At 69.3% G+C, this 25,100-nt stretch carries 21 protein-coding genes and 1 pseudogene; 12 read left to right on the top strand and 10 right to left on the bottom strand.

Going from position 1 to position 25,100, the window contains the following annotated elements; genetic code table 11:
* The first annotated feature begins 53 nt into the window (after positions 1 to 53).
* The 3 genes from AB5J53_RS31115 (at position 54) to AB5J53_RS31105 (ending at position 4,956) form a co-directional block, all read left to right on the top strand.
* Positions 54 to 746, top strand: a complete 693-nt coding sequence (locus tag AB5J53_RS31115; RefSeq protein ID WP_369248934.1) for a DUF402 domain-containing protein — start codon at positions 54 to 56, stop codon at positions 744 to 746.
* A gap of 371 nt (positions 747 to 1,117) precedes the next feature.
* The gene (locus AB5J53_RS31110; RefSeq protein ID WP_369248933.1) at positions 1,118 to 3,307 is read left to right on the top strand and encodes a SpoIIE family protein phosphatase; all 2,190 of its coding nucleotides are present in this window, start codon (positions 1,118 to 1,120) and stop codon (positions 3,305 to 3,307) included.
* A gap of 185 nt (positions 3,308 to 3,492) precedes the next feature.
* Complete coding sequence (locus AB5J53_RS31105; RefSeq protein ID WP_369248932.1) at positions 3,493 to 4,956, top strand: catalase; 1,464 nt, start codon at positions 3,493 to 3,495, stop codon at positions 4,954 to 4,956.
* A gap of 66 nt (positions 4,957 to 5,022) precedes the next feature.
* Here the strand turns inward: AB5J53_RS31105 and AB5J53_RS31100 are convergent, their stop codons facing one another.
* Positions 5,023 to 5,697, bottom strand: coding sequence for a peptidase inhibitor family I36 protein (locus AB5J53_RS31100; RefSeq protein ID WP_369248931.1), 675 nt, complete (start codon positions 5,695 to 5,697; stop codon positions 5,023 to 5,025).
* 548 nt (positions 5,698 to 6,245) lie between these two features.
* Positions 6,246 to 8,603, bottom strand: a complete 2,358-nt coding sequence (locus tag AB5J53_RS31095) for a transglycosylase domain-containing protein (RefSeq protein ID WP_369248930.1) — start codon at positions 8,601 to 8,603, stop codon at positions 6,246 to 6,248.
* Positions 8,604 to 8,948: 345 nt separating this feature from the next.
* Between AB5J53_RS31095 and AB5J53_RS31090 the strand changes: the two are divergent.
* The 5 genes and pseudogenes from AB5J53_RS31090 to AB5J53_RS31070 all read left to right on the top strand — a co-directional run.
* Positions 8,949 to 9,068, top strand: a pseudogene (locus AB5J53_RS31090) (SPFH domain-containing protein); the annotation flags it as partial.
* A complete protein-coding gene (locus AB5J53_RS31085) occupies positions 9,065 to 9,313 on the top strand; it encodes a hypothetical protein (protein ID WP_369248929.1) in 249 nt (82 codons plus the stop codon). The pseudogene AB5J53_RS31090 and the gene AB5J53_RS31085, both read left to right, overlap by 4 nt.
* Positions 9,314 to 9,550: 237 nt before the next feature.
* The gene (locus tag AB5J53_RS31080) at positions 9,551 to 10,078 is read left to right on the top strand and encodes a PadR family transcriptional regulator (protein WP_362031506.1); all 528 of its coding nucleotides are present in this window, start codon (positions 9,551 to 9,553) and stop codon (positions 10,076 to 10,078) included.
* Complete coding sequence (locus AB5J53_RS31075) at positions 10,075 to 10,764, top strand: ABC transporter ATP-binding protein (protein WP_369248928.1); 690 nt, start codon at positions 10,075 to 10,077, stop codon at positions 10,762 to 10,764. The genes AB5J53_RS31080 and AB5J53_RS31075 overlap by 4 nt, the downstream gene beginning before the upstream one ends.
* On the top strand, positions 10,761 to 13,094 hold the full coding sequence (locus AB5J53_RS31070) for an ABC transporter permease (protein WP_369248927.1): 2,334 nt from the start codon (positions 10,761 to 10,763) through the stop codon (positions 13,092 to 13,094). Before AB5J53_RS31075 ends, AB5J53_RS31070 begins: the two co-directional genes overlap by 4 nt.
* An 81-nt stretch (positions 13,095 to 13,175) precedes the next feature.
* Here the strand turns inward: AB5J53_RS31070 and AB5J53_RS31065 are convergent, their stop codons facing one another.
* The 4 genes from AB5J53_RS31065 to AB5J53_RS31050 form a co-directional block, all read right to left on the bottom strand.
* Positions 13,176 to 13,604 carry a hypothetical protein gene (locus AB5J53_RS31065; protein ID WP_369248926.1) on the bottom strand — a complete coding sequence of 143 codons (429 nt, stop codon included), beginning with the start codon at positions 13,602 to 13,604 and terminating at the stop codon, positions 13,176 to 13,178.
* A 4-nt stretch (positions 13,605 to 13,608) separates the two neighbouring features.
* Complete coding sequence (locus AB5J53_RS31060) at positions 13,609 to 13,989, bottom strand: roadblock/LC7 domain-containing protein (protein WP_369248925.1); 381 nt, start codon at positions 13,987 to 13,989, stop codon at positions 13,609 to 13,611.
* Positions 13,990 to 14,072: 83 nt separating this feature from the next.
* Positions 14,073 to 15,407, bottom strand: a complete 1,335-nt coding sequence (locus AB5J53_RS31055) for a hypothetical protein (RefSeq protein ID WP_369248924.1) — start codon at positions 15,405 to 15,407, stop codon at positions 14,073 to 14,075.
* Positions 15,408 to 15,589: 182 nt separating this feature from the next.
* The gene (locus AB5J53_RS31050) at positions 15,590 to 16,567 is read right to left on the bottom strand and encodes a LysR substrate-binding domain-containing protein (RefSeq protein ID WP_369248923.1); all 978 of its coding nucleotides are present in this window, start codon (positions 16,565 to 16,567) and stop codon (positions 15,590 to 15,592) included.
* Positions 16,568 to 16,725: 158 nt separating this feature from the next.
* On the opposite strand from AB5J53_RS31050, the gene AB5J53_RS31045 reads away from it, so the two are divergent.
* Positions 16,726 to 17,280 carry a peroxiredoxin gene (locus tag AB5J53_RS31045; protein WP_369248922.1) on the top strand — a complete coding sequence of 185 codons (555 nt, stop codon included), beginning with the start codon at positions 16,726 to 16,728 and terminating at the stop codon, positions 17,278 to 17,280.
* Between the two features lie 6 nt (positions 17,281 to 17,286).
* Positions 17,287 to 17,820: an alkyl hydroperoxide reductase gene (locus tag AB5J53_RS31040; RefSeq protein WP_369248921.1), complete on the top strand. Its 534-nt coding sequence runs from the start codon at positions 17,287 to 17,289 to the stop codon at positions 17,818 to 17,820.
* 213 nt (positions 17,821 to 18,033) lie between these two features.
* On the opposite strand, the gene AB5J53_RS31035 is transcribed toward AB5J53_RS31040, so the two are convergent.
* The 4 genes from AB5J53_RS31035 to AB5J53_RS31020 all read right to left on the bottom strand — a co-directional run bounded on the left by AB5J53_RS31035 (position 18,034) and on the right by AB5J53_RS31020 (position 23,106).
* Complete coding sequence (locus AB5J53_RS31035; RefSeq protein WP_369248920.1) at positions 18,034 to 19,449, bottom strand: AI-2E family transporter; 1,416 nt, start codon at positions 19,447 to 19,449, stop codon at positions 18,034 to 18,036.
* Between the two features lie 136 nt (positions 19,450 to 19,585).
* Complete coding sequence (locus tag AB5J53_RS31030; RefSeq protein WP_369248919.1) at positions 19,586 to 20,281, bottom strand: transglycosylase SLT domain-containing protein; 696 nt, start codon at positions 20,279 to 20,281, stop codon at positions 19,586 to 19,588.
* A 427-nt stretch (positions 20,282 to 20,708) separates the two neighbouring features.
* Complete coding sequence (locus AB5J53_RS31025) at positions 20,709 to 22,034, bottom strand: PhoH family protein (RefSeq protein WP_369248918.1); 1,326 nt, start codon at positions 22,032 to 22,034, stop codon at positions 20,709 to 20,711.
* A 298-nt stretch (positions 22,035 to 22,332) separates the two neighbouring features.
* Positions 22,333 to 23,106, bottom strand: coding sequence for an isoprenyl transferase (locus AB5J53_RS31020; protein WP_369248917.1), 774 nt, complete (start codon positions 23,104 to 23,106; stop codon positions 22,333 to 22,335).
* A gap of 144 nt (positions 23,107 to 23,250) precedes the next feature.
* Here AB5J53_RS31020 and mgrA point away from each other — a divergent pair, with 144 nt between their 5' ends.
* Both mgrA and AB5J53_RS31010 read left to right on the top strand, forming a co-directional pair.
* Positions 23,251 to 24,288, top strand: a complete 1,038-nt coding sequence (gene mgrA / locus AB5J53_RS31015) for an L-glyceraldehyde 3-phosphate reductase (RefSeq protein WP_369248916.1) — start codon at positions 23,251 to 23,253, stop codon at positions 24,286 to 24,288.
* A 431-nt stretch (positions 24,289 to 24,719) separates the two neighbouring features.
* Positions 24,720 to 25,055, top strand: a complete 336-nt coding sequence (locus AB5J53_RS31010; RefSeq protein WP_369248915.1) for a DUF192 domain-containing protein — start codon at positions 24,720 to 24,722, stop codon at positions 25,053 to 25,055.
* Positions 25,056 to 25,100 lie beyond the last annotated feature (45 nt).

The following is a 25,100-nucleotide window of genomic DNA, read 5'->3' as shown; positions in this document are numbered from 1 at the left end:
GAACCGTGACGCGCGCCGCAGCGTCGTATGCCCGGGGCACCTAATATCTGGTCATGGCAGACGGTGGAGCGGTGAGAGACGTGGAAACGGGCGGGTCGACGGCGCACTGGGCCCCCGGGAGTCACATCCTGTGGCGGTACCGGGAGAACGCCGGCCCGCGCGTCCACATCTGCCGCCCCGTGACCGTCGTACGGGACGACGACGAGCTGCTCGCGGTGTGGATGGCGCCCGGCACGGAGTGTGTGAAGCCGGTGCTCGCCGACGGTACGCCGGTGCACGGGGAGCCGCTCGAGTCGCGCTACACCAAGCCGCGCGCGGTGCGGCGCGACCGCTGGTTCGGCACCGGGGTGCTGAAGTTGGCGCGGCCCGGCGACGCCTGGTCGGTGTGGCTCTTCTGGGAGCCGGGCTGGCGTTTCAAGAACTGGTACGTGAACCTTGAGACCCCGCTGACCCGTTGGGAGGGCGGGGTCGACTCCGAGGATCACTTCCTGGACATCTCCGTCCACCCGGACCGGAGTTGGCGCTGGCTCGACGAGGACGAGTTCGCGATGGCACAGCGGGCCGGTCTGATGGACACTCAACTGGCCGCACGGGTCAGGGAAGCGGGGTGGTCGGCGGTGGAGGTGATCCGCGCCTGGGGCGCGCCGTTCTCGGACGGCTGGCAGCACTGGCGCCCCGATCCGTCGTGGCCGGTTCCCGCCCTGCCCGATGACTGGGACCGTACGCCCGCGCACGTGTCCTCATGAGACCCTTGATGCGCCCCCGTGGTACAACCGTAGGATCGTCTTCCGCGTCAAATTCAATCAAGGCCGGTGCGCAGCACCGTCGTTGAGGGGTGGCGGTCGGGTGACTGGAGGGCGCACGGCAGCAACAACTCCCGCAGTATGAGCCGGGCTTGACCATACGTCACCGAGGGGCGGCAGGACGTGAGCGAGGGGTACGAGGGCCACGACGGCGCGGCCCGCAGACGGCCGTGCCGACCGCGCGGGCTCGCCATGGCGGCAGCGCCTGTCGTCGGGCCCTGCCCCGACGACACGCAGATTCCGTTCCTGGGGCACACATTCCGGGTATCGGGGCTGCGGGACGAACTGCACGCACGGCGCGCAGCCCCGGACGGATGGATTCGACACGCGTGACGGAGCACCCCACCTCGCACGAGCGCCGCCAGCCCGGCGCCGGCCGGCCGCCCGCCCCCGCGGACCCTCGCGGGGCGCTCCTGCGTACCCCGGAGCAGCCGTCCGCGCTGCCGGGCGCCGCCGCGTTACCCGTCCAGGCCCGCACGGGCGACGCGCCGAACGGTCCCGGCACGACCGCGCCGTGCGGCAAGCACGGCGCCAACGGCGGTCAGGCCTCCGCCGGCACCGACATGTCCCCTTCCTCCGGCTCCGCCTCGGGTCCCGGCACCAGCGTGCCCACACCGCCGCCCACGTCCCCCGGCTCCGAGCACTCCCAGCCCTCGGCCGCCGAGCCCGATCCGCACCGCCCGCGCCCCGCTCCCGAGGCCATCCCGGTCCAGCCGGCCAAGGAGCAGGACCGGCCGTCGGGGAGCCCCGCCGGCAAGGACCGGCGCACCGGGCAGGGACTGCCGCCCGGCGGCCCGATGCCGATGCGGCGCGACGGGGACCGGCTGCGCTTCGTGGGCGCCGCGACCCGCCGGATCGCCCGGGGCATCGACCTGGACGAGATCGTGATGGGCCTGTGCCGGGCCACCGTGCCGACGTTCTCCGACGCGATCCTCGTCTATCTGCGCGACCCGCTGCCCGTCGGCGACGAGCGGCCCACCGGCCCCGTCGTGCTGCGGCTGCGGCGCACCGACCGGATCCCCGAGGAGCGGGACACCGACGGTGGCTTCATGCCCGCGTTGCAGCCCGAGCCCAGCGAGATGCAGGCGATGACCGCCGAGCTGTGCGAGGTGCGCCCCGGTGGTGCCCTCGCCGAGGTGCTGCGCGGCGTACGGCCTGTGTTCGCGGACGCGCCCGCCGCCCGCGCCGCGCTGCCCGAGCTGCTCGGCGACGACCTGGCCGTGCCGAGCGGGCAGCGCGCGATCCTGGCGCCGCTGCGCGGGCGCCGCCGGGTGATCGGCGCGGCGCTGTTCCTGCGCCGCCCGGATCGGCTCGCCTTCGAGGCCGACGATCTACTGGTCGCCGCCCAGCTCGCCACGCACAGCGCGCTCGGCATCGACAAGGCGGTGCTCTACGGGCGCGAGGCGTACATCGCCGACGAGCTGCAGCGCACGATGCTGCCCGAGACGCTGCCCCGGCCCACGGGCGTACGGCTGGCGTCGCGCTATCTGCCGGCCGCGGAGACCGCGCGTGTCGGCGGCGACTGGTACGACGCGATCCCGCTGCCGGGCAGCCGCGTCGCCCTCGTCGTCGGTGACGTCATGGGCCACTCGATGACCTCGGCGGCCATCATGGGCCAGCTGCGGACGACCGCGCAGACTCTCGCCGGGCTCGATCTGCCGCCGCAGGAGGTGCTGCACCATCTCGACGAGCAGGCGCAGCGGCTCGGCACCGACCGCATGGCGACCTGCCTGTACGCCGTCTACGACCCGGTCTCGCACCGCATCACGATCGCCAACGCGGGCCATCCGCCGCCGGTCCTGCTGCATCTGGGCGGACGGGCCGAGGTGCTGCGGGTGCCGCCGGGTGCACCGATCGGCGTAGGCGGAGTGGATTTCGAGGCGGTGGAGCTGGACGCGCCCGCGGGTGCCACGCTGCTGCTGTACACGGACGGTCTTGTCGAGTCCCGCCTTCGTGACGTGTGGACCGGGATAGAGCAGCTGAGGGAGCGGCTCGCGGCCACCGCGCAGCTGACCGGTCCCGACCACCCGCCGCCGCTCGAAGCGCTGTGCGACGACGTGCTCGACATGCTCGGCCCGGGCGACCGGGACGACGACATCGCGCTGCTCGCCGCCCGCTTCGACGGGATCGCGCCGAGCGATGTCGCGTATTGGTTCCTGGAGCCGGAGGACGCGGCCCCGGGGCGGGCCCGCAGGCTGGCCCGGCGCGCGCTGTCCCGCTGGGGTATGGAGGACATGACCGACTCCGTGGAGCTGCTCGTCAGCGAGGTCGTGACGAACGCCGTGCGCTACGCGTCACGGCCGGTGACGCTGCGGCTGCTGCGGACGGACGTACTGCGCTGCGAGGTCGGCGACGACGTGCCGCAGCTGCCGCGGCTGCGGCAGGCGCGTGCCACGGACGAGGGCGGGCGCGGGCTCTACCTGGTGAACAAACTGGCCAGACGGTGGGGCGCGACCCGGTTGAGTACCGGGAAGGTGGTCTGGTTCGAATTGAACCGCGGCTGAGGGGTACCCCGTGCGGGGCGCCCCCAGCAGTCGTTCAGAACCGAGGAACCGAACCAACCGTAGTCGCCCAGAACCGTACCGAAATTAGACCCCGTCCAAAAGTTGCCGACATCCCGTCGGCGGAGTTGACTGCTGGGGTGAGCGAAGCGACCTAACCGACCCTCTTCTTCGACGGGAGGACGCTCGTGACGCAGGCACCCCAGAAGGCTCCGTACACCACGAACAACGTCGGAAATCCGGTGGAGAGCGACGAACACTCGCTCACCGTCGGACCCGATGGCCCGATCCTGCTCCAGGACCACTACCTCATCGAGAAGATGGCCCAGTTCAACCGGGAGCGGGTACCCGAGCGGGTGGTGCACGCCAAGGGCAGTGGCGCGTACGGATTCTTCGAAGTCACCAACGATGTCAGTCAGTTCACCAAGGCGGATCTCTTCCAGCCGGGCAGGCGCACCGAGATGCTCGCCCGCTTCTCCACCGTCGCCGGCGAGCAGGGCTCGCCCGACACCTGGCGCGACCCCCGCGGCTTCGCGCTCAAGTTCTATACCGAGCACGGCAATTACGATCTGGTGGGCAACAACACCCCGATCTTCTTCGTCCGTGACACGATCAAATTCCAGGACTTCATCCGCTCGCAGAAGCGCCACCCGGCGACCGGGCTGCGCAGCAACGACATGCAGTGGGACTTCTGGACGCTGTCCCCCGAGTCCGCGCACATGGTGACGTGGCTGATGGGCGACCGCGGCATCCCGAAGACCTACCGCAACATGAACGGCTACGGCTCCCACACCTATATGTGGATCAATGGCGCCGGTGAGCGGTTCTGGGTGAAGTACCACTTCAAGACCGACCAGGGCATCGACTTCCTCACCCAGGCCGAGGCCGACGAGCTGGCCGGTTCGGACGCGGACGTGCACCGCCGGGACCTGTACGAGTCGATCGAGTCCGGGAACGCGCCGACCTGGAGCCTGAAGGTCCAGATCATGCCGTTCGAGGACGCGGCGGACTACCGGTTCAACCCGTTCGACCTGACCAAGGTCTGGCCGCACGGGGACTACCCGCTGATCGACGTCGGCCGGATGACCCTCGACAAGAATCCCGAGGACTACTTCATCCACATCGAGCAGGCCGCCTTCGAGCCCTCGAACCTGGTGCCGGGCGTCGGTCCCTCGCCGGACAAGATGCTGCTGGGCCGGCTGTTCTCGTACCCAGACACCCACCGGTACCGGATCGGCCCCAACTACGCCCAGCTGCCGCCGAACCGGCCGCACGCCCCGGTGAACTCGTACGCCAAGGACGGCCCGATGCGCTACGAGCCGTCGAACGCGTCCCGCCCGTACGCGCCCAACTCCTACGGCGGCCCCGCGGCCGACTACGGGCAGTTCGGCGACCCGGCGAGCTGGCAGACCGCCGGTGAGCTGGTGCGCGAGGCGTACAAGCTGCACCGCGAGGACGACGACTGGGGTCAGCCGGGCACGATGGTCCGCCAGGTCCTCGACGACGCGGCCCGCGACCGGCTCGTCTCGAACGTCAGCGGACACCTCAAGGCCGATGTGTCGCGCCCGGTCCTGGACCGCGCGGTGCAGTACTGGCGCAACATCGACAAGGAGATCGGTGACCGGATCTCCCACAACGTCAACGGAGGCTGACGCAGCCGACCGGTCCCCGCGCGGCGGGGACCGGTCCGCCGTTGCGGTCGGTGATCTACTGCCGGATCAGGCGCGTTTGACCTGGAAGTTGTCGACCTTGTCGTTCCAGTTGCCGCCGCCCGGGTAGTCCATGTTCTTGAAGTCGGCCCAGCCGTGGGGCGGAATGAGGTCGCGCTGCCGGTCGTGGAGCACCCCCGACCGGTAGTCCCAGATCGTGGCGGTCCCGTAGTTGAGGGACCAGCTGCCGACCCAGTAGTAGACGGAACTCAGCTTGTCGCGGAAGCCCCACTCACTCAGATCGTGCTTGCCGCTGCTGCTGAGGCGAATGATCTTCCCCCTGTAGTTGGCGTCCTGGTACAGGCACCAGTAGTCGGCGACGCACCTGTCGGGCGGCGCCGCGGCGGCCCGCACCGCGGCGGTCTTGCGGGTCTCCTGCCGGATCCGGGCGGGCAGGTCGGGGTCGGTCTGCGCTTCCTCGGTCGTGTCGTAGCAGTGGACTTCCCCGTTGGGGAGTTCGGTGCAGCTGTCGGCACCTTCCCACGACTCGGCGAGGTTGATCTTCCGCCCGTTGTATTCGGCGATCACAGGATTCGACGGTTCCTCCGCCGACGGCTCCTGCGTGGCCGTGGCCGACGGCTCCGGGGTGGCTTCCTCCGCGAACGCCACCGGTCCGGTGGTGAGCAGAAGTGCGCTTGTCGCGGCGGCGGCCAGCAGGACGGTGGTCAGTGGTCTACGTATCAAGGTGTGCGCTCCGCAGTGGTGTTGAAGTCGTGCAGACCGGTCGAGTTGATGGCGAGTCGTCGGCGTTCGCGCAGCGCAAGCCGTAGACGCGGTCTACGTGAGCGACGCGGGACGCCCCGCCTGAAGTCAGGAGCGACGCGTACAGCGGAGCAGAGCGCACGAGGACAGTTCGGTGCGCAGGAAAAGCCGGATGTGCGGCATGACGATGTGTTCCCCCGTGGCGACAGTGTTCCCCCGGTCGCAGGCTGACGTGCGCTGAGGCGGAGTGGTCAAGATCCGCCGTGCGCGGCAGCCACGATACGCACAGACCCCGGGAGGAGGACAAGGTCATTTCCGGGTCGGGGTGCGGTCGGCGTGCAGGCGGCCACACGGCTGCGCACGTCCCGACAGGAGCAACTCCCGTGCACAACCAGGGAATTACCTGCGTTCATCCCGTGAAGCAGACGTGACTCGACGCCACAACTCTGGCCAAAAGCTGGCCGAAACACACCGTCGCGCTGCGGCAGCCGGAAAGGGGCACCCGGCGATCCGGGTGCCCCTTTCGCGCGCTATTGACTGTTCGGATCCAGCGGATTGTCCGGGACTCCGTCGGTCGGGGTGCCCGTCGGCGTGGTCGGCCTCGTGGTCGTCGGCTCGCTCGTCGTCGGCTCTTCCGTCGGAGTCGGCGGGCTGCTGCTCGTCGGCGGCTCGGTCGACGGCTCCTCGGTGGTCGGCGTCGAGGAGGGGGTGGACGAAGGCGTCCACGTGGGCGTGGGCGTCTCGGTGGGCTGCACCGCGGCGCCCGACGTGGTGTTCAGGTCGAACTTGCTGACCTTGCCCATCGCGTCGAAGGTGTACGCCGCCCAGATCTGGGCCGGGAAGCCACCGCCGTTGACACGGCCGTTCTCCGCGACGAGGCCCGTGGCGCCCTTCATGGACACCTGCTTGCTTTCGTTGGCGGTGCCGACCGCGCCCTCGCCGAACAGGCCGACCGAGGTGACCAGGTTCGGCGTGTAGCCGGTGAACCAGGCCGACTTGTTGTTGTCGGACGTACCCGTCTTGCCGGCGACCTGCTGACCGTCGCGGGCCGGGTTGTCCCGCACCGCGACCCGGGCCGTACCGTCGTCGACCACACCGGTCAGCACCGAGGTGACCGTGTCGGCGGCCTCCTCGCTGATGACCTGGTCGCCGATCGGGTCGGGGAATTTGACTTGACGGTCCTTGTGCTCGGCCGAGGCGATGATGGCCGGGGTGACCTTCTTGCCATGGTTGTCGAGCGTGGCGTAGACGCCTGCCATCTCCAGCGGGCTCGCGCCCATGGAGCCGAGGGTCTGCGCGGGCACCGCCTGCAGTCCCTTGGTGTCCATGCCGAGCTTGCCCGCGACCTTCAGCACCTCGTCCATCCCGACGTCGACGCCCATCTGCGCGAAGACGGAGTTGATGGACTTGTTCGTCGCGGTCTGGACGGTGACGTCGCCGTAGCTGTGCTCGTCCTCGTTCGGCGGGGCGAAGGCGATGTCACTGCCTACGACCGGGCGCCTGTTCGTGCCGTCGTAGATCGTGTTCGCCGTGATCGGCTTGCCGCTCTGCGTCTTGGCCTGGTCGTCCAGGGCAGCCGCGAGGATCAGCGGCTTGAAGGTCGACGCGACCTGGTAGTCACGGCGGGTCGCGTTGTTGTAGTAGTGCTTGAAGTAGTCCTTGCCGCCGTACATCGCCAGGACCTTGCCGGTCTTGGGGTCGACGGACACGGCACCGGCCTGGATGTCGGCGTCGACCTTGCGCTTCTTCGGGTCCAGCTTGCTGGTCAGCTGCGCCTTGACGGTCTTCTCGAGCAGCGCCTGCTTCTTCTTGTCGACGTTGAGCGTGATGGTCCAGCCGCCCGCGTCGACCATGGCGTGGGCGTCGTTCAGGTCGTCCGCCGTGCCCTGGGAGACGAGTTGCTTGGCCAGCTCGTCCTCGGCCGCCTTCACCAGATAACCGGTCTGGCCCTCCATGCCGGGCGCGCCCTTGGGGTCCTTGGGCGTCGGGAACTTCATCTCCTGGCGCTTGGCGGAGTCCAGCCAGCCCTGCTCGACCATGTTGTCGAGGGTGTAGTTCCAGCGGGCCTTGACGAGCCTCTTGCCGGTATCCGTGGCGACCGCCCAGTCGTACTGGCTCGGAGCCTGCAGCAGCGAGGCGAGATACGCGCCCTGCGCGACCGAGAGGTCGCTCGCGTCGACGCGGTAGTAGGCCTGCGCGGCGGCCTGGATGCCGTACGCGTTGCGGCCGTAGTAGCTGGTGTTGATGTAGCCCGCGAGAATGTCCTCCTTGGACTTCTGGCGGTCCACCTTCAACGAGATGACCAGTTCCTTCAGCTTGCGCGTGACGGTCTGGTCCTGGTTGAGGTAGTAGTTCTTGACGTACTGCTGGGTGATCGTCGAACCACCCTGCTTGCCCTTGCCGGAGAGGGTGTTGATCAGGCCTCGGGCCGTGCCCTTGAGGTCGACACCCGAATCCTTGTAGAACGACTTGTTCTCGGCGGCGACGAAGGTCTTCTGGACGCTCTTGGGCACCTTGGACAGGTCGACGATCTCACGGTTGACCTTGCCGGTGCGCCCGAGCAGGTTGCCGTCGCTGTACTTGTAGATGTTGCTCTGTCGCTTCGCGGCCGCGTTGCCCTGGGGTACGGACACGACCATGTAGAGCACGATGAAGGCGCCCATGCCGAGCAGGCAGAAGCCGAAGAACGTGCCGAGGATCGTCTTCCAGTTGACGAACCGGCGTATGCCAGTGCGGCGGGCCTTGCCGCCGGTGCGGCCGGACTTCCCCCCGGGCGAGGCTCCGGCCGACGCGTTGGCCGTCGCGTTGGCCGTCGCCTGGGTCGAGCGCTTGGGCGCCGCGCGGCGGCCCCGTGCCTGCCGCGCTCGTCTCTCTTCCGCTCGTCCCATGGGTCGATCCGCTCCGCTTCACTCTCGTGTGGCACACAGGTTCGTCGCTCAGGTCAGCTCAGAAAGCTAACACCGCGCGCTATGACAAAGGGCCGCCGATCCGGTCTTTTCCGGACGTGACAATCAGCACGCCATCCGCACCCGCCCCAACAAAACCGACGACTAAGAGGGGTGGAAGGTTGCCGTGCCGGGTAAAGTGTTAGCACTTAGATAGAACGAAGCTAGCCGGGAACCGGCGAAACAGGTGCAGGCGAGCGGCGCCAAGGCCGCGCTGGTCACCGGACGGCCTTTCACTGCGCGGCAACGCCCGTGGGGGTACCCCCCACACCCTTTAGGCAGTGGGGGAGGGACATCGTGGAGTTGGACTCCGAGCGGAAGGCGGCGATGGTGTCGAACCTGATGGTGGTGCTGTGCGGGGATCGTGCGGCGCGGCCGGTCCTGAACACCGGGTCTCTTTACCAGTGACGGCTCCTACCGAAGGGGGCTCGCCCCGGCGGCAGCCGCCGCAGCGGAAGCAGGTGCTGTTGCGGCTGGATCCGTTGGTGTACGAGGCGTTGGCCCGCTGGGCCGGGGACGAACTCCGGTCCGCCAACGCCCAGATCGAGTTCCTGCTGCGCAGGGCCCTCGCCGAGTCCGGCCGCCTGCCCGGCGGGGCCGGGCCGATTCCCCGCAGGGGGCGCCCGCCGACCTCCGGCGAACCGGAGAGCTAGGGGAACCGTGGGGTTTCTTCGCCCCCTCCGCCCCTACCCGTCCCGACCAGCCTTTCGGCTGCCGGTGCGTGGGGGCTGGTCGCGCAGTTCCCCGCGCCCCTTTCGGGGCGCAGAGGGCGAAAAAAGTCAGTGACAGAACCGTGACAATGGGGCCTGAGCTGCGGAACCGCGCGGTCCTCCATGATCTATTCGCATCGTGTATACGCGGGGTGTATACGCCCTGTGTAGAGTGCTCGCATGTCCATCGGTCACACCCTCCTAGGGCTCCTGGAGTCCGGCCCCCGTCACGGTTACGACCTGAAGCGGGCCTTCGACGAGAAGTTCGGTCACGACCGGCCGCTGCACTACGGCCAGGTCTACTCGACGATGTCGCGACTGCTCAAGAACGGGCTCGTCGAGGTCGACGGGATAGAGGCGGGCGGCGGCCCCGAGCGGAAGCGGTACGCGATCACCGAGGCCGGGATCACCGACGTACAGCGGTGGCTCGCGACGCCGGAGAAGCCCGAGCCGTACCTCCAGTCGACCCTCTACACCAAGGTCGTCCTCGCACTGCTCACGCACCGCAACGCGAGCGAGATCCTCGACACGCAGCGCTCGGAACACCTGCGCATGATGCGCATCCTGACCGACCGCAAGCGCAAGGGCGACCTCGCGGATCAGCTGATCTGCGACCACGCCCTCTTCCACCTGGAGGCGGACCTGCGGTGGCTGGAGCTCACCGCCGCGCGCCTCGACAAGCTCGCCGAGGCGGTGACGACCCGATGACTCCTCCCCCCGGCTCCCTGCTCGCCGCGTCGGAGCTTCGCAAGACGTATGGACCGACCACCGCGCTCGACGGCGCCGAGTTCTCCATCCATCCCGGCGAGGTCGTCGCCGTGATGGGCCCCTCCGGCTCCGGCAAGTCCACCCTGCTGCACTGCCTCGCCGGGATCGTGCCGCCCGACTCGGGCTCGATCACGTACAACGGCCGGGAGATGGCCGGCATGAGCGACGCTCAGCGCAGTGCGCTGCGGCGCAGCGAGTTCGGGTTCGTGTTCCAGTTCGGGCAGCTGGTGCCCGAGTTGACCTGTGTCGAGAATGTCGCCCTGCCGCTGCGGCTGAACGGGACGGGGCGCAAGGAGGCGGAGCGCACCGCCCTGTCGTGGATGGAGCAGCTTGAGGTCGACGACCTCAAGGGCAAGCGGCCCGGTGAGGTCTCCGGCGGTCAGGGGCAGCGCGTGGCGGTGGCCCGTTCGCTGGTCACCAACCCGCGCGTGCTGTTCGCGGACGAGCCGACCGGCGCGCTCGACTCGCTCAACGGTGAGCGCGTGATGCAGCTGCTGACCGACGCGGCCCGCTCGACCAACGCCGCCGTCGTGCTCGTCACGCACGAGGCGCGGGTGGCCGCGTACTCGGACCGCGAGATCGTTGTGCGCGACGGCAAGTCCCGGGACATGGAGCGCGTCGTATGAATGTGCGTCAGTGGTCCAGGGACCTGGCCATGGGGGCCAAGTTCGCCTTCACCGGCGGGCGCGAGGGCTGGACCCGGGTCCTGCTGACGGCGGTCGGCGTCGGTCTCGGCGTGGCACTGCTGCTGCTCACCACCGCGATTCCGAACGCGCTGTCCGTCCGGCACGACCGCGAGAGCGCCCGCACGGACATCACCTACAGCAGCGCCCAGAAGCCCAAGGCCGACAACACCCTCCTCGTCGCGAACGTCGACACCACCTTCCGCGAACAGGACGTCCGGGGACGGGAGTTGGAGCCCGAGGGGGCCCGGGCGCCGCTGCCGCCGGGGCTCGGCAAGTTCCCCGCGAAGGGCGAGATGGTGGTCTCCCCCGCGCTGAAGAAACTGCTGGCGTCGGACGACGGGAAGCTGCTGCGGGAGCGGCTGCCGGACCGCATCGTCTCCACCATCGCCGAGCGCGGCCTCATCGGCTCGGCCGAACTCGCCTTCTACCGGGGCGGCGAGGGGCTCGCGCCGCAGGTCGACGGCGCCAGGGTGGCCCGTATCGACCGGTTCGGGGATCCGCATCCGTCGTCGGAGCGGATGGACCCCGTCATGATCCTGCTGATCCTCGTCGTCTTCGTGGTGCTGCTGATGCCCGTCGGGGTCTTCATCGCGGCGGCCGTGCGGTTCGGCGGCGAGCGCCGCGACCGGCGGCTCGCGGCGCTGCGCCTCATCGGCTCCGACAGCCGGATGACCCGCCGGATCGCCGCCGGTGAGGCGCTCTCGGGCGCCCTGCTCGGGCTGGTCTTCGGCACGGGCTTCTTCCTGGTCGGGCGTCAGATCGCCGGCTCCCTCGAGATCCTCGACGTCAGCGTCTTCCCGAGCTACATGAACCCGTCGCCGGCGCTGGCCGCGCTGGTGGCCGTCGCGGTGCCGGCGGCAGCGGTGCTGGTCACCCTGTTCGCCCTGCGCGGCGTGGTCATCGAGCCGCTCGGCGTGGTGCGCACGGCGCGGCCCGCGCGACGCCGGCTGTGGTGGCGGCTGCTGCTGCCGCTGGGCGGGCTCGCGATGCTCTACCCGATGCTCGGGAAGGGCCGGAACAACGGGGACTTCAACCAGTACATGGTGACCGGCGGCGTCGTCCTGCTGCTCGTCGGCATCACCGCACTGCTGCCGTGGATCGTCGAGGCGGTCGTCGCCCGGCTCGGCTCCGGCGGAGTGGCCTGGCAGCTGGCCGTCCGCAGGCTCCAGTTGAGCAGCGGTACGGCGGCCCGGATGGTCAACGGCATCGCGGTGGCGGTGGCCGGGGCGATCGCCCTGCAGATGCTGTTCGCCGGGGTCCAGGGCGACTACACCAAGCAGACGGGCAAGGACGTCTCGCGGGCGCAGATGCAGGTACGCGTGCCGCGCGAGGTCCCGCTCGCCTCGGCCGTCCGGAAGTTCAGCGAGACCAAGGGCGTGCGCCATGTCTCGGCGTTCTCCGAGGGCTACCTCGGCGACCGGCCCGACGGGCCCGAGCTCACCGCGTCGGTCACCGTAGGCGACTGCGCGTCCTTGCGTGAGGTCGCGTCGCTGCCCTCGTGCCGCGACGGCGACGTCTTCGCTCTACGGGGCGCCGAGTACGACACCGACACGCCGAAACTGGCCAAGCTCGGCCGGACGCTCTACTTCGACCCCACCTACGACGCACCCCAGAAGGCCAAGGAGGTCGCCTGGACCGTGCCGCGGGACCTGAAGCAGGCCCAGTCGCGCGAGGACCCGACCGGCATGCGCCGCGGTGGCTTCCTGATCACTCCGAGCGCCCTGCCCGCGAAGGCCGCGCAGACCGTCTCCGGGCAGATCTACCTCAAGCTGGACGAGTCCGTGCCGGACGTGCGCGACCTCGTCCGGAACACCGCGGCGTCCGTCAGTCCGCTCGCGGACCCGATGGTGTGGGCGGCCAGCGAGCAGTCCCGCCGCTTCACCTCCATCCGCACCGGCCTGTTCGTCGGCGCGACCTGCGTCCTGATCCTCATCGGCGCGAGCCTGCTGGTCTCCCAGCTGGAGCAGCTGCGCGAGCGCAAGAAGCTGCTGTCGTCGCTGGTCGCCTTCGGCACCCGGCGTCGCACACTGAGCTTGTCCGTGCTGTGGCAGACCGCGATCCCGATCTCGCTGGGCCTCGCGCTGGCATCGATCGTCGGCCTCACCCTGGGCGCGGTCCTGCTGAAGATGACCGCCACACCGGTGAGCGTGGACTGGGCGAGCGTGCTGGCGATGACCGGCATCGGCGCGGGAGTCGTGGTGCTGGTGACGGCACTCAGCCTGCCGCCGCTGATCCGCCTGATGCGGCCGGACGGACTGCGTACGGAGTAGACGGCCACGTGGCGGCTCCTTCCCCGGCCCGGGAGAAGGAGCCGCCACGCCGCGCGCTGTGGCGCTCGGGCCCCGCGGCAGTCAGCTGGTGTACTCCCGTACGACACGTCTGACCTGGGCGAAGAGCATGCCCACATTCACCGACTTGCGGCAGACGACCACGGCGACGACGTCCTGGTGATCGTTCATGCGCACGAACAGGTGGGTCAGGTTGTCGCTGTTCACCAGGATCTCCTGGAAGAAGTGCTGATCGCTGCTGACGCCCCGGCGCTCCTTGAAGACGTCCTCGATCATCACGACCGTACGCCCCTGGAAAAGGTCGAGGGTCGCGCCCGCGAGCAGGTCCAGGACCTCGGGCGGGTGATTGTCCACGGTCTCGTAGGCCAGCAGCATGCCGGTCGACATGTCGACCGCACCCGAGGCCACACAGTCCGGTGCGTCGGTGCGGAGGGACTTGACCAGGCTCAAGACCTGGTCCGAGAACCCGGGCGTCATCCTCTTCGTCGCCATGCGGTCAGGCCCCTTCGGTCGCGGTGAGGATCGTTCCGATGCGTCCCAGTGCGGGCCGGGTCTCCTCGTGGAGCCGGTCGAGGTCGATGCCCTCGTCGCCCAGAACCACCATCAACGCGGTGTCGCCGACCGCGTAGAAGGCGGCGCAGCCCTGGCTGCCGTACGTCACCGTCTGCCGGAAGGTTCCCCGGCCCGTCGTTTCGGTGGCGCGTCGGGCGATGCCCAGGCCCGCCGCCGCGATCGCGGCAAGTCCCTCCGGGTCGATGGTTTCCGCGGTGTCCGCCGCGATGAGTAGTCCGTCGGCGGCCGCCACCGCCGTATCGGTAATTCCGGTCACCTGCTCCCGCAGGCCTCTCATTTCCATGGCCAGTGCCTCGTGATCCATGTGCTGAACTCCCTGATGCCTGATCACACTTGTTCGTTCTCGCGCAGAAGAACGCTGATCCACTTCGCGGTTCCCCGGGAATGTCAGGTACCGGAATCCGGGGTCCAGATCCGGTTGCGCAGACGGAAGAACCCTTTCCAACTCGCCCCGGCTCTTTGCGGGGCGAGAGTTTCGGTGATTCCGCTCGCCCCGGGATTGCGCCGGGGGAGCTCGGAGGTGGTGGGGCGTGGGGGTGTGGTGGGGGCGTCGGCCTCGGACGGAGGGGTGAGGGCCGCGTCCGCGGCCGTGGAGGCGCCGGCCCCCGCGTCCACCGCGGAGGCCAGCGCCGAGACCACCTCGGGAGCCATGCGTGGGGCCTGTTCCAGGGCCCCGGGGGCGGGCTCCGCCACGGAAGCGGACCGTCCCTCGGCACCGGCCGGTCCGGACGCCGTACCCGCAGGCTCCCCGGCACCATCCGGTACGGGCGTCGCCGCCCCGAGCGCGTCGGCACCAACCGGGCTGGACCCTTCCCGCGATACGAGGCCTCCGCCGCCGTCCGCTTCAGGCCGCCGCCGTACGAGCCCCGCGCCGCCGTCCGCTCCAGGCAACTCCCGTACGACCCCCGCGCCACGATCCGCTTCGGGCCCGCCCTCCGCCGGACGAGGCGCGGACGGCGGTCTGCGGTGCAATGCGCCCGTGGGCGGGAGGTGGACGGTGATCGGGGTGGTCGGCCCGGTTTCGTCCATCCGTTCCAGGAGGCCCTCGCCGATCATGCGGGCCATGCCGACCGTCACGGTGTAGACGGCGCGACCGGTCGCGAAGGCGATGTCGCGGGCGGTACGCCGGCCATCGGCGTGCGCCAGCAACTCCCGCTGCGCGGAGGAGAGTCGGACGCACAGGAGGTCCGCTCCGGTGGCGGGCGCGGGCCGTTCACGATCGGGCCGTACGGGGTACGGGAGCGCGGCGACGGCGGCCAGCTTGCGGGCCGCGTCCTGCAGCAGCCGACCCGGCGCCTCGCCCACGGCGACCGGCGCGAACGGCTCGGACGCGCCGAGCCGTTCACAGCCGTCCACACGCCCCGCGACGACGGCGAAGACGGCGTCCTGCAGCGCCATCATGCAGACGACCCTGAGCTGGGCGGCCCCCGCATAGCCGTGCGCGATCAGTTCGGGCTCCGGCCAGCTCCTTCCGTCCGCTTCCCGGAGCAGCTCCGCCCACTGCTCACCGCTGATCCTGCCGGTGCGCAGCATCCGCGCTTCGGGCCCCGGGGCACCCGGGCTCTCGACGGCGACGACGAGACCGTCGCGGAAGTGGAAGACTCCCCCGGGCTTCCCGGAGACCCGCAGTCCCCCGGTCACCTTCTCGCGATGGCACTCGTCCAACGCGCGTGACAGCAGGTCGTATCCGACCCGGCCAAGGGAATCCCGAATGCCCGACATCACTCCCCTTGAAGCCTCTGGAGCCTCGTACAGACGCCTGATGCGTCACACTGAGGGGGCATGTGTATCAGTCCGGGCGCATATTTCAGCGAGAGTCGCACTACCTGACGGAAGTTGAATTCTCCCGCCCCTCAAGAGGCTCCATCGGTCGCCCAAATGACCGACTGTGCAAGGCAGTTCAGTCAGTCCCCCTGGCCCAACACCCGTACGGGCAGCGGCCGCAGGGCCTCGCGCAGCGCCGCGGCCAGCTCCTCGTACTCCGCCCCGCGTGCCGCGCCGGAGCGCATGGCCAGCGCAATGCGCCGCGTGGGCGCCGGATCCGCGAAGTACCCGGTGAGGAGCTGGTTGCTGCGGGTCGTCTCCACCTTGACGGCGGTACGCGGGAGGAGGGTCACGCCGAGGCCGCCGGCGACGAGTTGGACCAGGGTGGACAGACCGGCGGCGGTGGTGGTGACGGGGGCGTCGGCACGGCCCGCCTCCCGGCAGATGTCGAGGGCCTGGTCGCGCAGACAGTGTCCCTCGTCGAGCAGCAGCAGATTCAGCTCCCGCAGGGCCTCGCGGGGAATCCCCTCCCTGCCCCCCAGCCAGTGGTCCAGCGGGGTCACGAGCACGAAGTCCTCGTCGAACAGCGGGAGTTCGGTGACGGTGGGCACACCGAGCGGCACGGCGAGGAGCAGCAGATCGAGGCGCCCGACGGCCAGCCCCTCCAGCAGACTGGCCGTCTGCTCCTCGTGGACCTGGAGGTCGAGGTCCGGATAGCGGTCGTGGACGAGCTTGAGGACCGTGGGCAGGAGGTAGGGCGCGACGGTGGGGATGACGCCGAGGCGGAGGGCCCCGGTGAACGGCGCGCGGACGGCCTCGGCCTCTTCCATGAGCGCGCCGACCGCCTCCAGTACGGCCTTCGCCCGTACGGCCAGACGCTCGCCGGCGGGCGAGAGCAGCACCTTGCGGGTCGTACGCTCCAGCAAGGTCACCCCGAGCGTCTCCTCGAGGGCGGAGACCGCGCCCGACAGTGCGGGCTGGCTCATCCCGATCGCGGCGGCCGCGTCGCGGAAGTGCAGATGCTCGGCCACGGCGGCGAAGGCGCGCAGCTGGGCGAGGCTGGGCTGGCGGCGCCCGTTCCCCTTGGAGCTCGCCTTGCCGCCCATCGGGCTTGCCATGGCCGTACCTCTTACTCATAGTCACTGATAGCTGCAACCGATCAACACAACCGAGTGTAGCTATTTCCGTAATCAATGCAGCGTGTGCCAACATCAATCAAGTCCAACCCATGGGAAACGCGCTCAAAAGGGGCGTTTCCTCGCTGCAAGGAGAGCGTGTGCTCACTGTCGGTGACAAGTTCCCCGAGTTCGACCTGACTGCCTGTGTCTCGCTGGAGAAGGGGCAGGAGTTCGAGCAGATCAACCACAAGACCTACGAGGGCAAGTGGAAGATCGTCTTTGCTTGGCCCAAGGACTTCACCTTCGTGTGCCCGACCGAGATCGCGGCCTTCGGCAAGCTGAACGAGGAGTTCGCCGACCGTGACGCCCAGGTGCTCGGCTTCTCCGGCGACTCCGAGTTCGTGCACCACGCCTGGCGCAAGGACCACGACGACCTGCGTGACCTGCCCTTCCCGATGATGGCCGACTCGAAGCACGAGCTCATGCGCGACCTCGGCATCGAGGGCGAGGACGGCTTCGCCAAGCGTGCCGTGTTCATCGTCGACCAGAACAACGAGATCCAGTTCTCCATGGTGACCGCCGGCTCCGTCGGCCGTAACCCCAAGGAGGTCCTGCGGGTCCTGGACGCCCTGCAGACGGACGAGCTCTGCCCGTGCAACTGGACCAAGGGCGAGAACACCCTCGACCCGGTGGCGCTCCTGGCGGGTGAGTAACCCTCCATGGCCCTCGACGAACTGAAGTCCGCCCTGCCGGACTACGCGAAGGACCTGCGCCTGAACCTGGGCTCGGTCATCGGCAACTCGGAACTCCCGCAGCAGCAGTTGTGGGGCACCGTGCTGGCGTGCGCCATCGCTTCGCGCTCGCCGCGCGTGCTGCGTGAGCTGGAGCCCGAGGCGAAGGCCCAGCTCTCGCCGGAGGCGTACACCGCCGCCAAGTCGGCCGCCGCCGTCATGGCGATGAACAACGTCTTCTACCGCACACGGCACCTGCTGTCGGACCCCGAGTACGGCAACCTGCGCGCCGGCCTGCGGATGAACGTCATCGGCAACCCCGGTGTCGAGAAGGTCGACTTCGAGCTGTGGTCCCTCGCGGTCTCCGCCGTGAACGGCTGTGGGCAGTGCCTCGACTCCCACGAGCAGGTGCTCCGCAAGGCGGGGGTCGACCGGGAGACCATCCAGGAGGCCTTCAAGATCGCGTCCGTCATTCAGGCGGTGGGCACGACGCTGGATGCCGAGGCGGTTCTCGCGCAGTAGCCTCCGTGGGCGTTTCGTTCTTGGGCCCCGGCCCCGGCCCCGTCCACCTCCGCTGGGGGTGGGCGGGGCCTTGGTTTTTTCGCCCCCGCCGCCCCTACCCGTCCCGTACCTGGGGGCTGCCGCCCCCAGACCCCCGCTAAAAGACTGCGCAGTTCCCCGCGCCCCTAAAAGGGGCAGCGGGGAAGTGCGCTAACGGGGTCTGGGGCGAAAAACCTACGGCGTCGGCCGGTGGAGTGGGGCCGCGTCCACCGCTGTGGCGCCGCGGGGCTCGGGCGAGTGGCGGAGGCTCGCCTCGCGGGCGTAGGAACGCAGGTACACGACCACGGTGTTGGTGACCGCGACCAGCGGAACCGCGACCACGGCGCCCCCGATCCCGGCGATCATCCCGCCCGCGGCGACCGAGAGGACCACCGCAAGAGGATGGACCCGCACCGCCCGCCCCAGAATGAACGGCTGCAGAATGTGCCCCTCGATCTGCTGCACGGCGAGCACCACGACCAGCGTCATCACCGCCGTGAACACACCCTGCGTCACCAGCGCGACCACCACCGCCAACGCCCCGGAAATCACCGCACCCACCAGCGGAATGAACGCACCGAGGAAGATGAAGACCGCCAGCGGGACGGCCATGGGGACGTCGAGGAAGTAGATGCCCAGGCCGATGAAGATCGCGTCGATCAGCGCCACTATCACCGTGCCGCGCACGTACGCCGTGAGCGTGCGCCACGCCCGCGGCCCCGCGCCCGCGACACCCGGCCGGGCGGCGGCCGGGACGAGCTTGAGCGTCCACTCCCAGATCCGCTTGCCGTCATAGAGCAGGAAGAGGGTCGAGAACATCGTCAGGAGGATGCCGGTCAGGGCCTCCACGATGACCGTCACGCCTTCGAGCCCGGCGGACGTGATCTCGTCCGTGTTCGCGCCGATGGCGTCGCGCAGGTTCTTGGCGATCTGGTTGATCTGCTTGTCCGTCACGTGGAACGGGCTGTTGAGGAGCCAGTTGCGCAGCTCGTCGATGCCGTCCTGGATCTGGTCGGAGAGGTTGTCGATGTTCTCCTGGACCTGCCAGACGACGAACCAGCCGACCAGCCCCATGATGACGAAGCCGAGAATCGCGGTGAGCGCGGTGGCGAGGCCGCGCGGCACTCCGTACCTCTTCAGCCGGGCCACCGTCGGCTGCAGCAGCGCGGTGATGAGCAGCGCGGCCACGAAGGCGAGCACCACCAGCTGTACGGCGCTGATGACCCGCATCAACACCCAGACGGTGCCCGCGAGTACGAGCAGCCGCCAGCCGGCCTCGGCCGCGACCCGCACGCCCCATGGCACGGCGAGGGCGGGGTCGGGGCGATCGGCCGCCACCGGCACGTACGCGGCGGGAGGCGCGGAAACTTCCTCCCTGGGGCGGTTCTCGGAAGGGTCCTCGGGACGGCTGCCGGCAGCGGGCGCGTACGTCCCGACGTGCGTCGCCGACGAGTCCTGCGGTGCCTCGTCCTTACGGATGCCCAGCCCGTCCTCGGAGTCGAGGGGGCCCTGTGACTCCTTCTCCACCTCGGCGCGGCGCTCGTCCAACCGCTCCCCCAGCTCGGTCAGTCCGGCGCCCAGCCGGCCGAGCCACCCTGGCACTCGCGACATGATCCGTCCTTTTCCCCCGTTGCTCCCCACCACTCCCCCCTGGAGTCGTCGGTTCCGACCGTACATGGCCGAAGCCCCTCCCCCTAGGACGGGGAGGGGCTTCGGAAGGTTGAGCGGCCGGCGTACGGCGCGGGGCTCAGTACCAGCTGTTGGCCTGCCAGAACGACCAGGCCTCACACGGGCTGCCGTACCGGCTGTTCATGTAGTTGAGGCCCCACTTGATCTGTGTGGCCGGGTTCGTCTGCCAGTCGGAACCGACGGACGACATCTTGGAGCCGGGGAGGGCCTGGAAGAGACCGTAGGCGCCCGAGGAGGCGTTGACCGCCTTGTAGTTCCAGCTGGACTCGTGGTCCACGATGTTGCTGAAGCACTGGAACTGGCCGCTCGGCACCATCTGGCGTGCCATCGCCTGGATCTGCGCGGTGGTGTACGAGGACTGCACGGAGAAGCTGGAGGCGTCACGCGTCGCGGAGCGGCTCGCAGCTTCCTGCGCCGCCTTGCGCGCCTTGGCTTCCTTCTCCGCCTTCTCCGCGGCCTTCTGCTTCGCGATCGCGTCGTCGGCCGCCTGCTTGCGGGCAGCCTCCTCCGCGTCCTTCTTGGCGCTCGCGTCCGCGGCGATGGCCTGTGCGTCGGCCTGCTGCGTCAGGGACGCGGTCTGCACCTGGGCCTGCTGGCCCGCAGGTATGTCCGCGAGGAGGGTCGAGTCACTTGCCGTCGCCTCGGCATCGTTCGGCTGGGCGGTGCTGCCCGAGGCAACTCCGACGACGCTTCCGACGGCGGTGACCGCGGTGGCCGAGGCCACTGCGAATCCCCGGACCGAAATCCGGCTCACACGGTTTCCTTCCAGCATCGCCCGCTGTAGGTGACCCTCGCGGACGCAATCGTGCCCCTTGGCGCTGGCCTCCCAACTGCGGGGTCACGGGAGGCACGGGCCCGGTGGGCAACTCCCGCGAGGGGAGCGCCGCGTGGTGCTCGGGCGGCATACGACGGCTCTATGGAGTTCTGAGGTTCCTGTGGTGCCGTACCGCTGGGGGTACAGGTGTGTCGTATGCGGGGCCTGACAGGAGTGAGACTCTGCCGTAACCCGACGCCGCAAGGCAATTCTGAGTTGCGTGTGAAAGCTCACACCTCGTTTGCCCCAGGAGTTTTCCGGAAACGAGCACACGCCAAGACGCCGCCCGGCTAGGCTCTCTCGCCTTTGCCGGACGGCGCCAACTACCGTGTATCCGCCACCCTTTGACCAGGTGGGATGAGTAGGGTCAGATCTGACCGTCCTCCAGCATTTCGGTCACAAGAGCAGCAATCTGGGACCTCTCGGACCGATTGAGGGTCACATGCGCGAAGAGCGGATGGCCTTTCAACTTCTCGACCACCGCGACTACTCCGTCATATCGGCCGACGCGCAGATTGTCCCTTTGTGCCACGTCATGGGTGAGAACAACCCGTGAATTGGCGCCGATTCGGGACAGAACGGTCAGCAATACATTCCGTTCCAGCGACTGGGCCTCGTCCACGATCACAAAAGCGTCGTGGAGGGAGCGGCCGCGGATGTGGGTGAGCGGCAGGACCTCCAGCATGCCGCGCGCGGTGACCTCCTCGATGACCTCGCGGCTGGTGACCGCGGAGAGGGTGTCGAAGACCGCCTGTGCCCAGGGGCTCATCTTCTCGGACTCGGAGCCGGGCAGATAGCCGAGCTCCTGCCCGCCCACCGCGTACAGCGGCCGGAAGACCATCACCTTCTGGTGCTGGCGCCGCTCGAGGACGGCCTCCAGGCCCGCGCAGAGCGCGAGCGCGGACTTGCCGGTGCCGGCCCGGCCGCCCATCGACACGATCCCGATGTCGGGGTCGAGCAGCAGATCAAGGGCGATGCGCTGCTCGGCGCTGCGGCCCTTGATGCCGAAGGCCTCCCGATCGCCGCGTACGAGACGGACGTTGCCCTCGGACGTCACGCGCCCCAGCGCCTTGCCACGCTCCGACTGGATCGTCAGGCCCGTGTGCACCGGCAGTTCGGCCGCCTCGGGGACATAGGCGTGGCCCACGTCGAAGAGGACGTCCACCTGCTCGCCCGAGAGGGTCAGCTCGGACATTCCGGTCCAGCCGGAAGAGCCCGTGATGGCGAGTTCCGCGCGGTACTCCTCGGCCAGGAGTCCGACGGACGAGGCCTTGATCCTCAGCGGCAGGTCCTTCGACACGACCGTGACGTCGTACCCCTCGGCCTGCAGATTGCGGGCGACCGCGAGGATCCGGGAGTCGTTGTCCCCCAGGCGGTAGCCGCTGGGCAGCACGCTGGGGTCCGAGTGATTGAGCTCGACGCGTACGGTCCCGCCGAGGTCCCCGATCGGGATGGGAGAGTCGAGGCGGCCGTGCCGCACCCGGAACTCGTCGAGCAGGCGCAGCGCCTGCCGGGCGAAGTAGCCGAGTTCGGGATGGTGCCTCTTGGCCTCCAGTTCCGTGACCACGACGATCGGAAGCACGACCTCGTGCTCGTCGAAGCGGTTCAGGGCATTCGGGTCGGCCAGCAGGACGCTGGTGTCGAGAACATAAGTGCGCCGGTCTGGCTTGTGGCGCTTTGTGCTGGTCACCACGGAAGGACGTACCCCCTCGGATGAGGTCGGGGAGCGACGGAGAGGAGCTGGACCGGTCCTGGCCGCATTGCGCGGGCCGGAAACCGGCCCTCCGTCTCGTCCGTACTGACCGCACGGTCGGGCTGGTGCAAAGGGCCTCCCGGGCGGACGGCCCCGTGCCGTCCGCTGAGAACCGACACCCGTGGTTCGGGCATCGACCTGGAAGGCTTATGCCCTCGAACAGGCCACGCCATGCCAAGGCATATGACGGCGCGTTCGTTAACTCCTGGTGACGTACGGTCCCGGGGTGCCGGTGGGATCAGCCGCCGTAACGACGGTGTCGCGCCGCGTAATCGCGCAGGGCACGCAGGAAGTCGACCTTGCGGAAGGCCGGCCAGAAGACTTCGCAGAAGTAGTACTCGGAGTGGGCCGTCTGCCAGAGCATGAATCCGGACAGCCGCTGCTCGCCGCTGGTGCGGATCACCAGGTCCGGGTCGGGCTGGGCGCCGGTGTAGAGGTGCTTGCCGATGAGGTCGATGTCGACCGTGTCGGCGAGGTCCTCGATCGAGGTGCCCTTCTCATGGGCGTCGAGGAGCATCGAGCGGACGGCGTCGGCGATCTCCTGCCTGCCGCCGTAGCCGATGGCGACGTTGACGAGTATCCCGTCGACGTGCGCGGTGGACTCCTCGGCCTCCTTCAATACGGTCTGCATTCCCGAGGGCAGCAGGTCGGGCGTGCCCACGTGGTGCACACGCCAGCGGCCGTCGGCCGCGAGGGTGCGGACGACGCCCTCGATGATGCCGAGCAGCGGGCCCAGCTCCTCCTGCGGGCGGTCGAAGTTGTCCGTGGACAACAGCCACAGGGTGACGACCTCGACATCGGTCTCGGAGCACCAGCCGAGGAATTCCTCGATCTTGTCGGCGCCGGCCCGGTGACCCTGGGCCGTGGTGGAGCCCGCGGCCTTCGCCCAGCGCCGGTTGCCGTCCATGATGACCCCGATGTGCTTGGGCACCTGGTCGTGGTCGAGGTGGCCTTCCACCCTGCGTGCATAGAACCTGACCAGCAGACGGCGCAGGTTGTCGCGCAAGGTCACGTGTTGTCAGCCCCTCCGTGCGGGTCGGACAGGCGCGAGCGAGCACAGTCCCTGTCCGTATGGCGGTCCCCCGGGGCGAAGCCTACCCCCGGAAAACTGAGGCGTTGCTATGGGGTGTCAGTGCTCTCACGTAGTTTCCTGTGCATGAACGACACGTCTGTATACCGCGCCGCAACGGACCGGTACGACTCGATGGAATACCGGCGTACGGGCCGCAGCGGCCTCAAGCTGCCCGCCGTCTCGCTCGGCCTGTGGCACAACTTCGGCGACGACCGCTCGCTGGACTCCCAGCGCGCGATCCTGCGCCGCGCCTTCGACCTGGGCGTCACCCACTTCGACCTGGCGAACAACTACGGCCCGCCGCCCGGCTCGGCCGAGCTCAACTTCGGCACACTGCTGAGGCAGGACTTCGCGCCATACCGGGACGAGCTGGTCATCTCGACCAAAGCGGGCTACCTCATGCACCCCGGCCCGTACGGCGAGTGGGGCTCCCGCAAGTACCTGCTGTCGTCCCTGGACGCGTCCCTGAAGCGGATGGGCGTCGACTACGTCGACATCTTCTATTCGCATCGCTTCGATCCGGACACTCCGCTGGAGGAGACGATGGGCGCGCTCGCGTCCGCGGTCCGGCAGGGCAAGGCGCTGTACGTCGGCGTGTCGTCGTACACCAGCGAGCAGACCGCCGAGGCGGCCCGGATCCTCACCGACATGGGTGTCCGTCCGCTCATCCACCAGCCCTCGTACTCGATGATCAACCGCTGGACGGAGGACGACGCACTCCTCGACACGCTCGAGGACGCCGGCATGGGATGCATCTCCTTCGTGCCGCTCGCGCAGGGCCTGCTGACGGGCAAGTACCTCAAGGGCATCCCGGAGGGCTCGCGCGCCACGCAGGGCAAGTCGCTCGACCCGAACCTGCTGAGCGAGGAGGTGGTACGCCGACTGAACGGGCTGAACGACATCGCGGCGCGCCGCGGTCAGTCCCTCGCCCAGCTCGCGCTCACCTGGGTGCTGCGCGACGAGCGGATGACCTCCGCCCTCATCGGCGCGTCCAGCGTGGCGCAGCTGGAGGAGAACGTGGCGGCGCTGTCGGCGCCGAAGCTCACGGACGAGGAGCTGAAGGAGATCGACACGTTCGCGGTGTCGACGCCGGGCACGAACATCTGGGCCGGTCGGAGCTGACGCCGGTCGGCGAGCCGGCCGCCGGTGGGCACTGAGTCACCGGTGCGTGTGTCGGCGGGGCCGGGGGCGCACGGGGGCGCCCGTCGGGCCACCGCGTGCGGGCAGAAAAAACGGGCCGGTCCGTGGGGGGGAGACGGACCGGCCCGAGGGGGGGTTTCCACCATAACCCTTCGTAAGTGATGCTGCGTGCATCGGCGTGCCACAACTACTCTCCGAAACCGGCCGACGACGCCCCGATGGGCCCGGAAGCCCCGATTCAGGGCCTGATCATGGCCGAATCACAGCCGATTCAAAGGGAATCGCGGAGGATCCGGAGAGATCCGATGGGTTTGCGCCCGGTTGTGATTTCCTCGCCGACTCGCCCGGACGTACTCCAGGCGGGTGATGCCCGCGGCTCACGCCCGCTTGACGCCGCCGCTAACTTCGCAGCCATGGTCACGTTCACCACTCCCGAGTCGAGCGAGCCGGTGCCGCTCGAACTCGCCGAGTCGGCGCGCGCCCGTCGGCGCGGACTGCTCGGGCGCGACGGGATCGAGGGCGCGCTGCTGCTGAGTCCGGCGAGTTCGGTGCACACGGTGGGGATGCGGTTCGCGATCGACGTCGCCTATCTGGACCGGAAGTCGCGGGTCCTGACGGTGCGGACGATGCGTCCGGGCCGGGTGGGACTGCCGCGCCCGCGGGCCCGGCGCGTCCTGGAGGCGGAGGCCGGGGCGATGGAGCGCTGGGGGGTGCGGCGCGGGGTACGGGTCACGGTCCACGAGGTGTGACGTCACGTCAGAGTGTGGAGGCAGCACCACGCAGCCCCCTCCACT

This window comes from Streptomyces sp. R41, assembly GCF_041053055.1.
In the GTDB taxonomy this organism is placed as follows: domain Bacteria; phylum Actinomycetota; class Actinomycetes; order Streptomycetales; family Streptomycetaceae; genus Streptomyces.
This window is presented reverse-complemented; position numbering and strand designations above follow the sequence as displayed.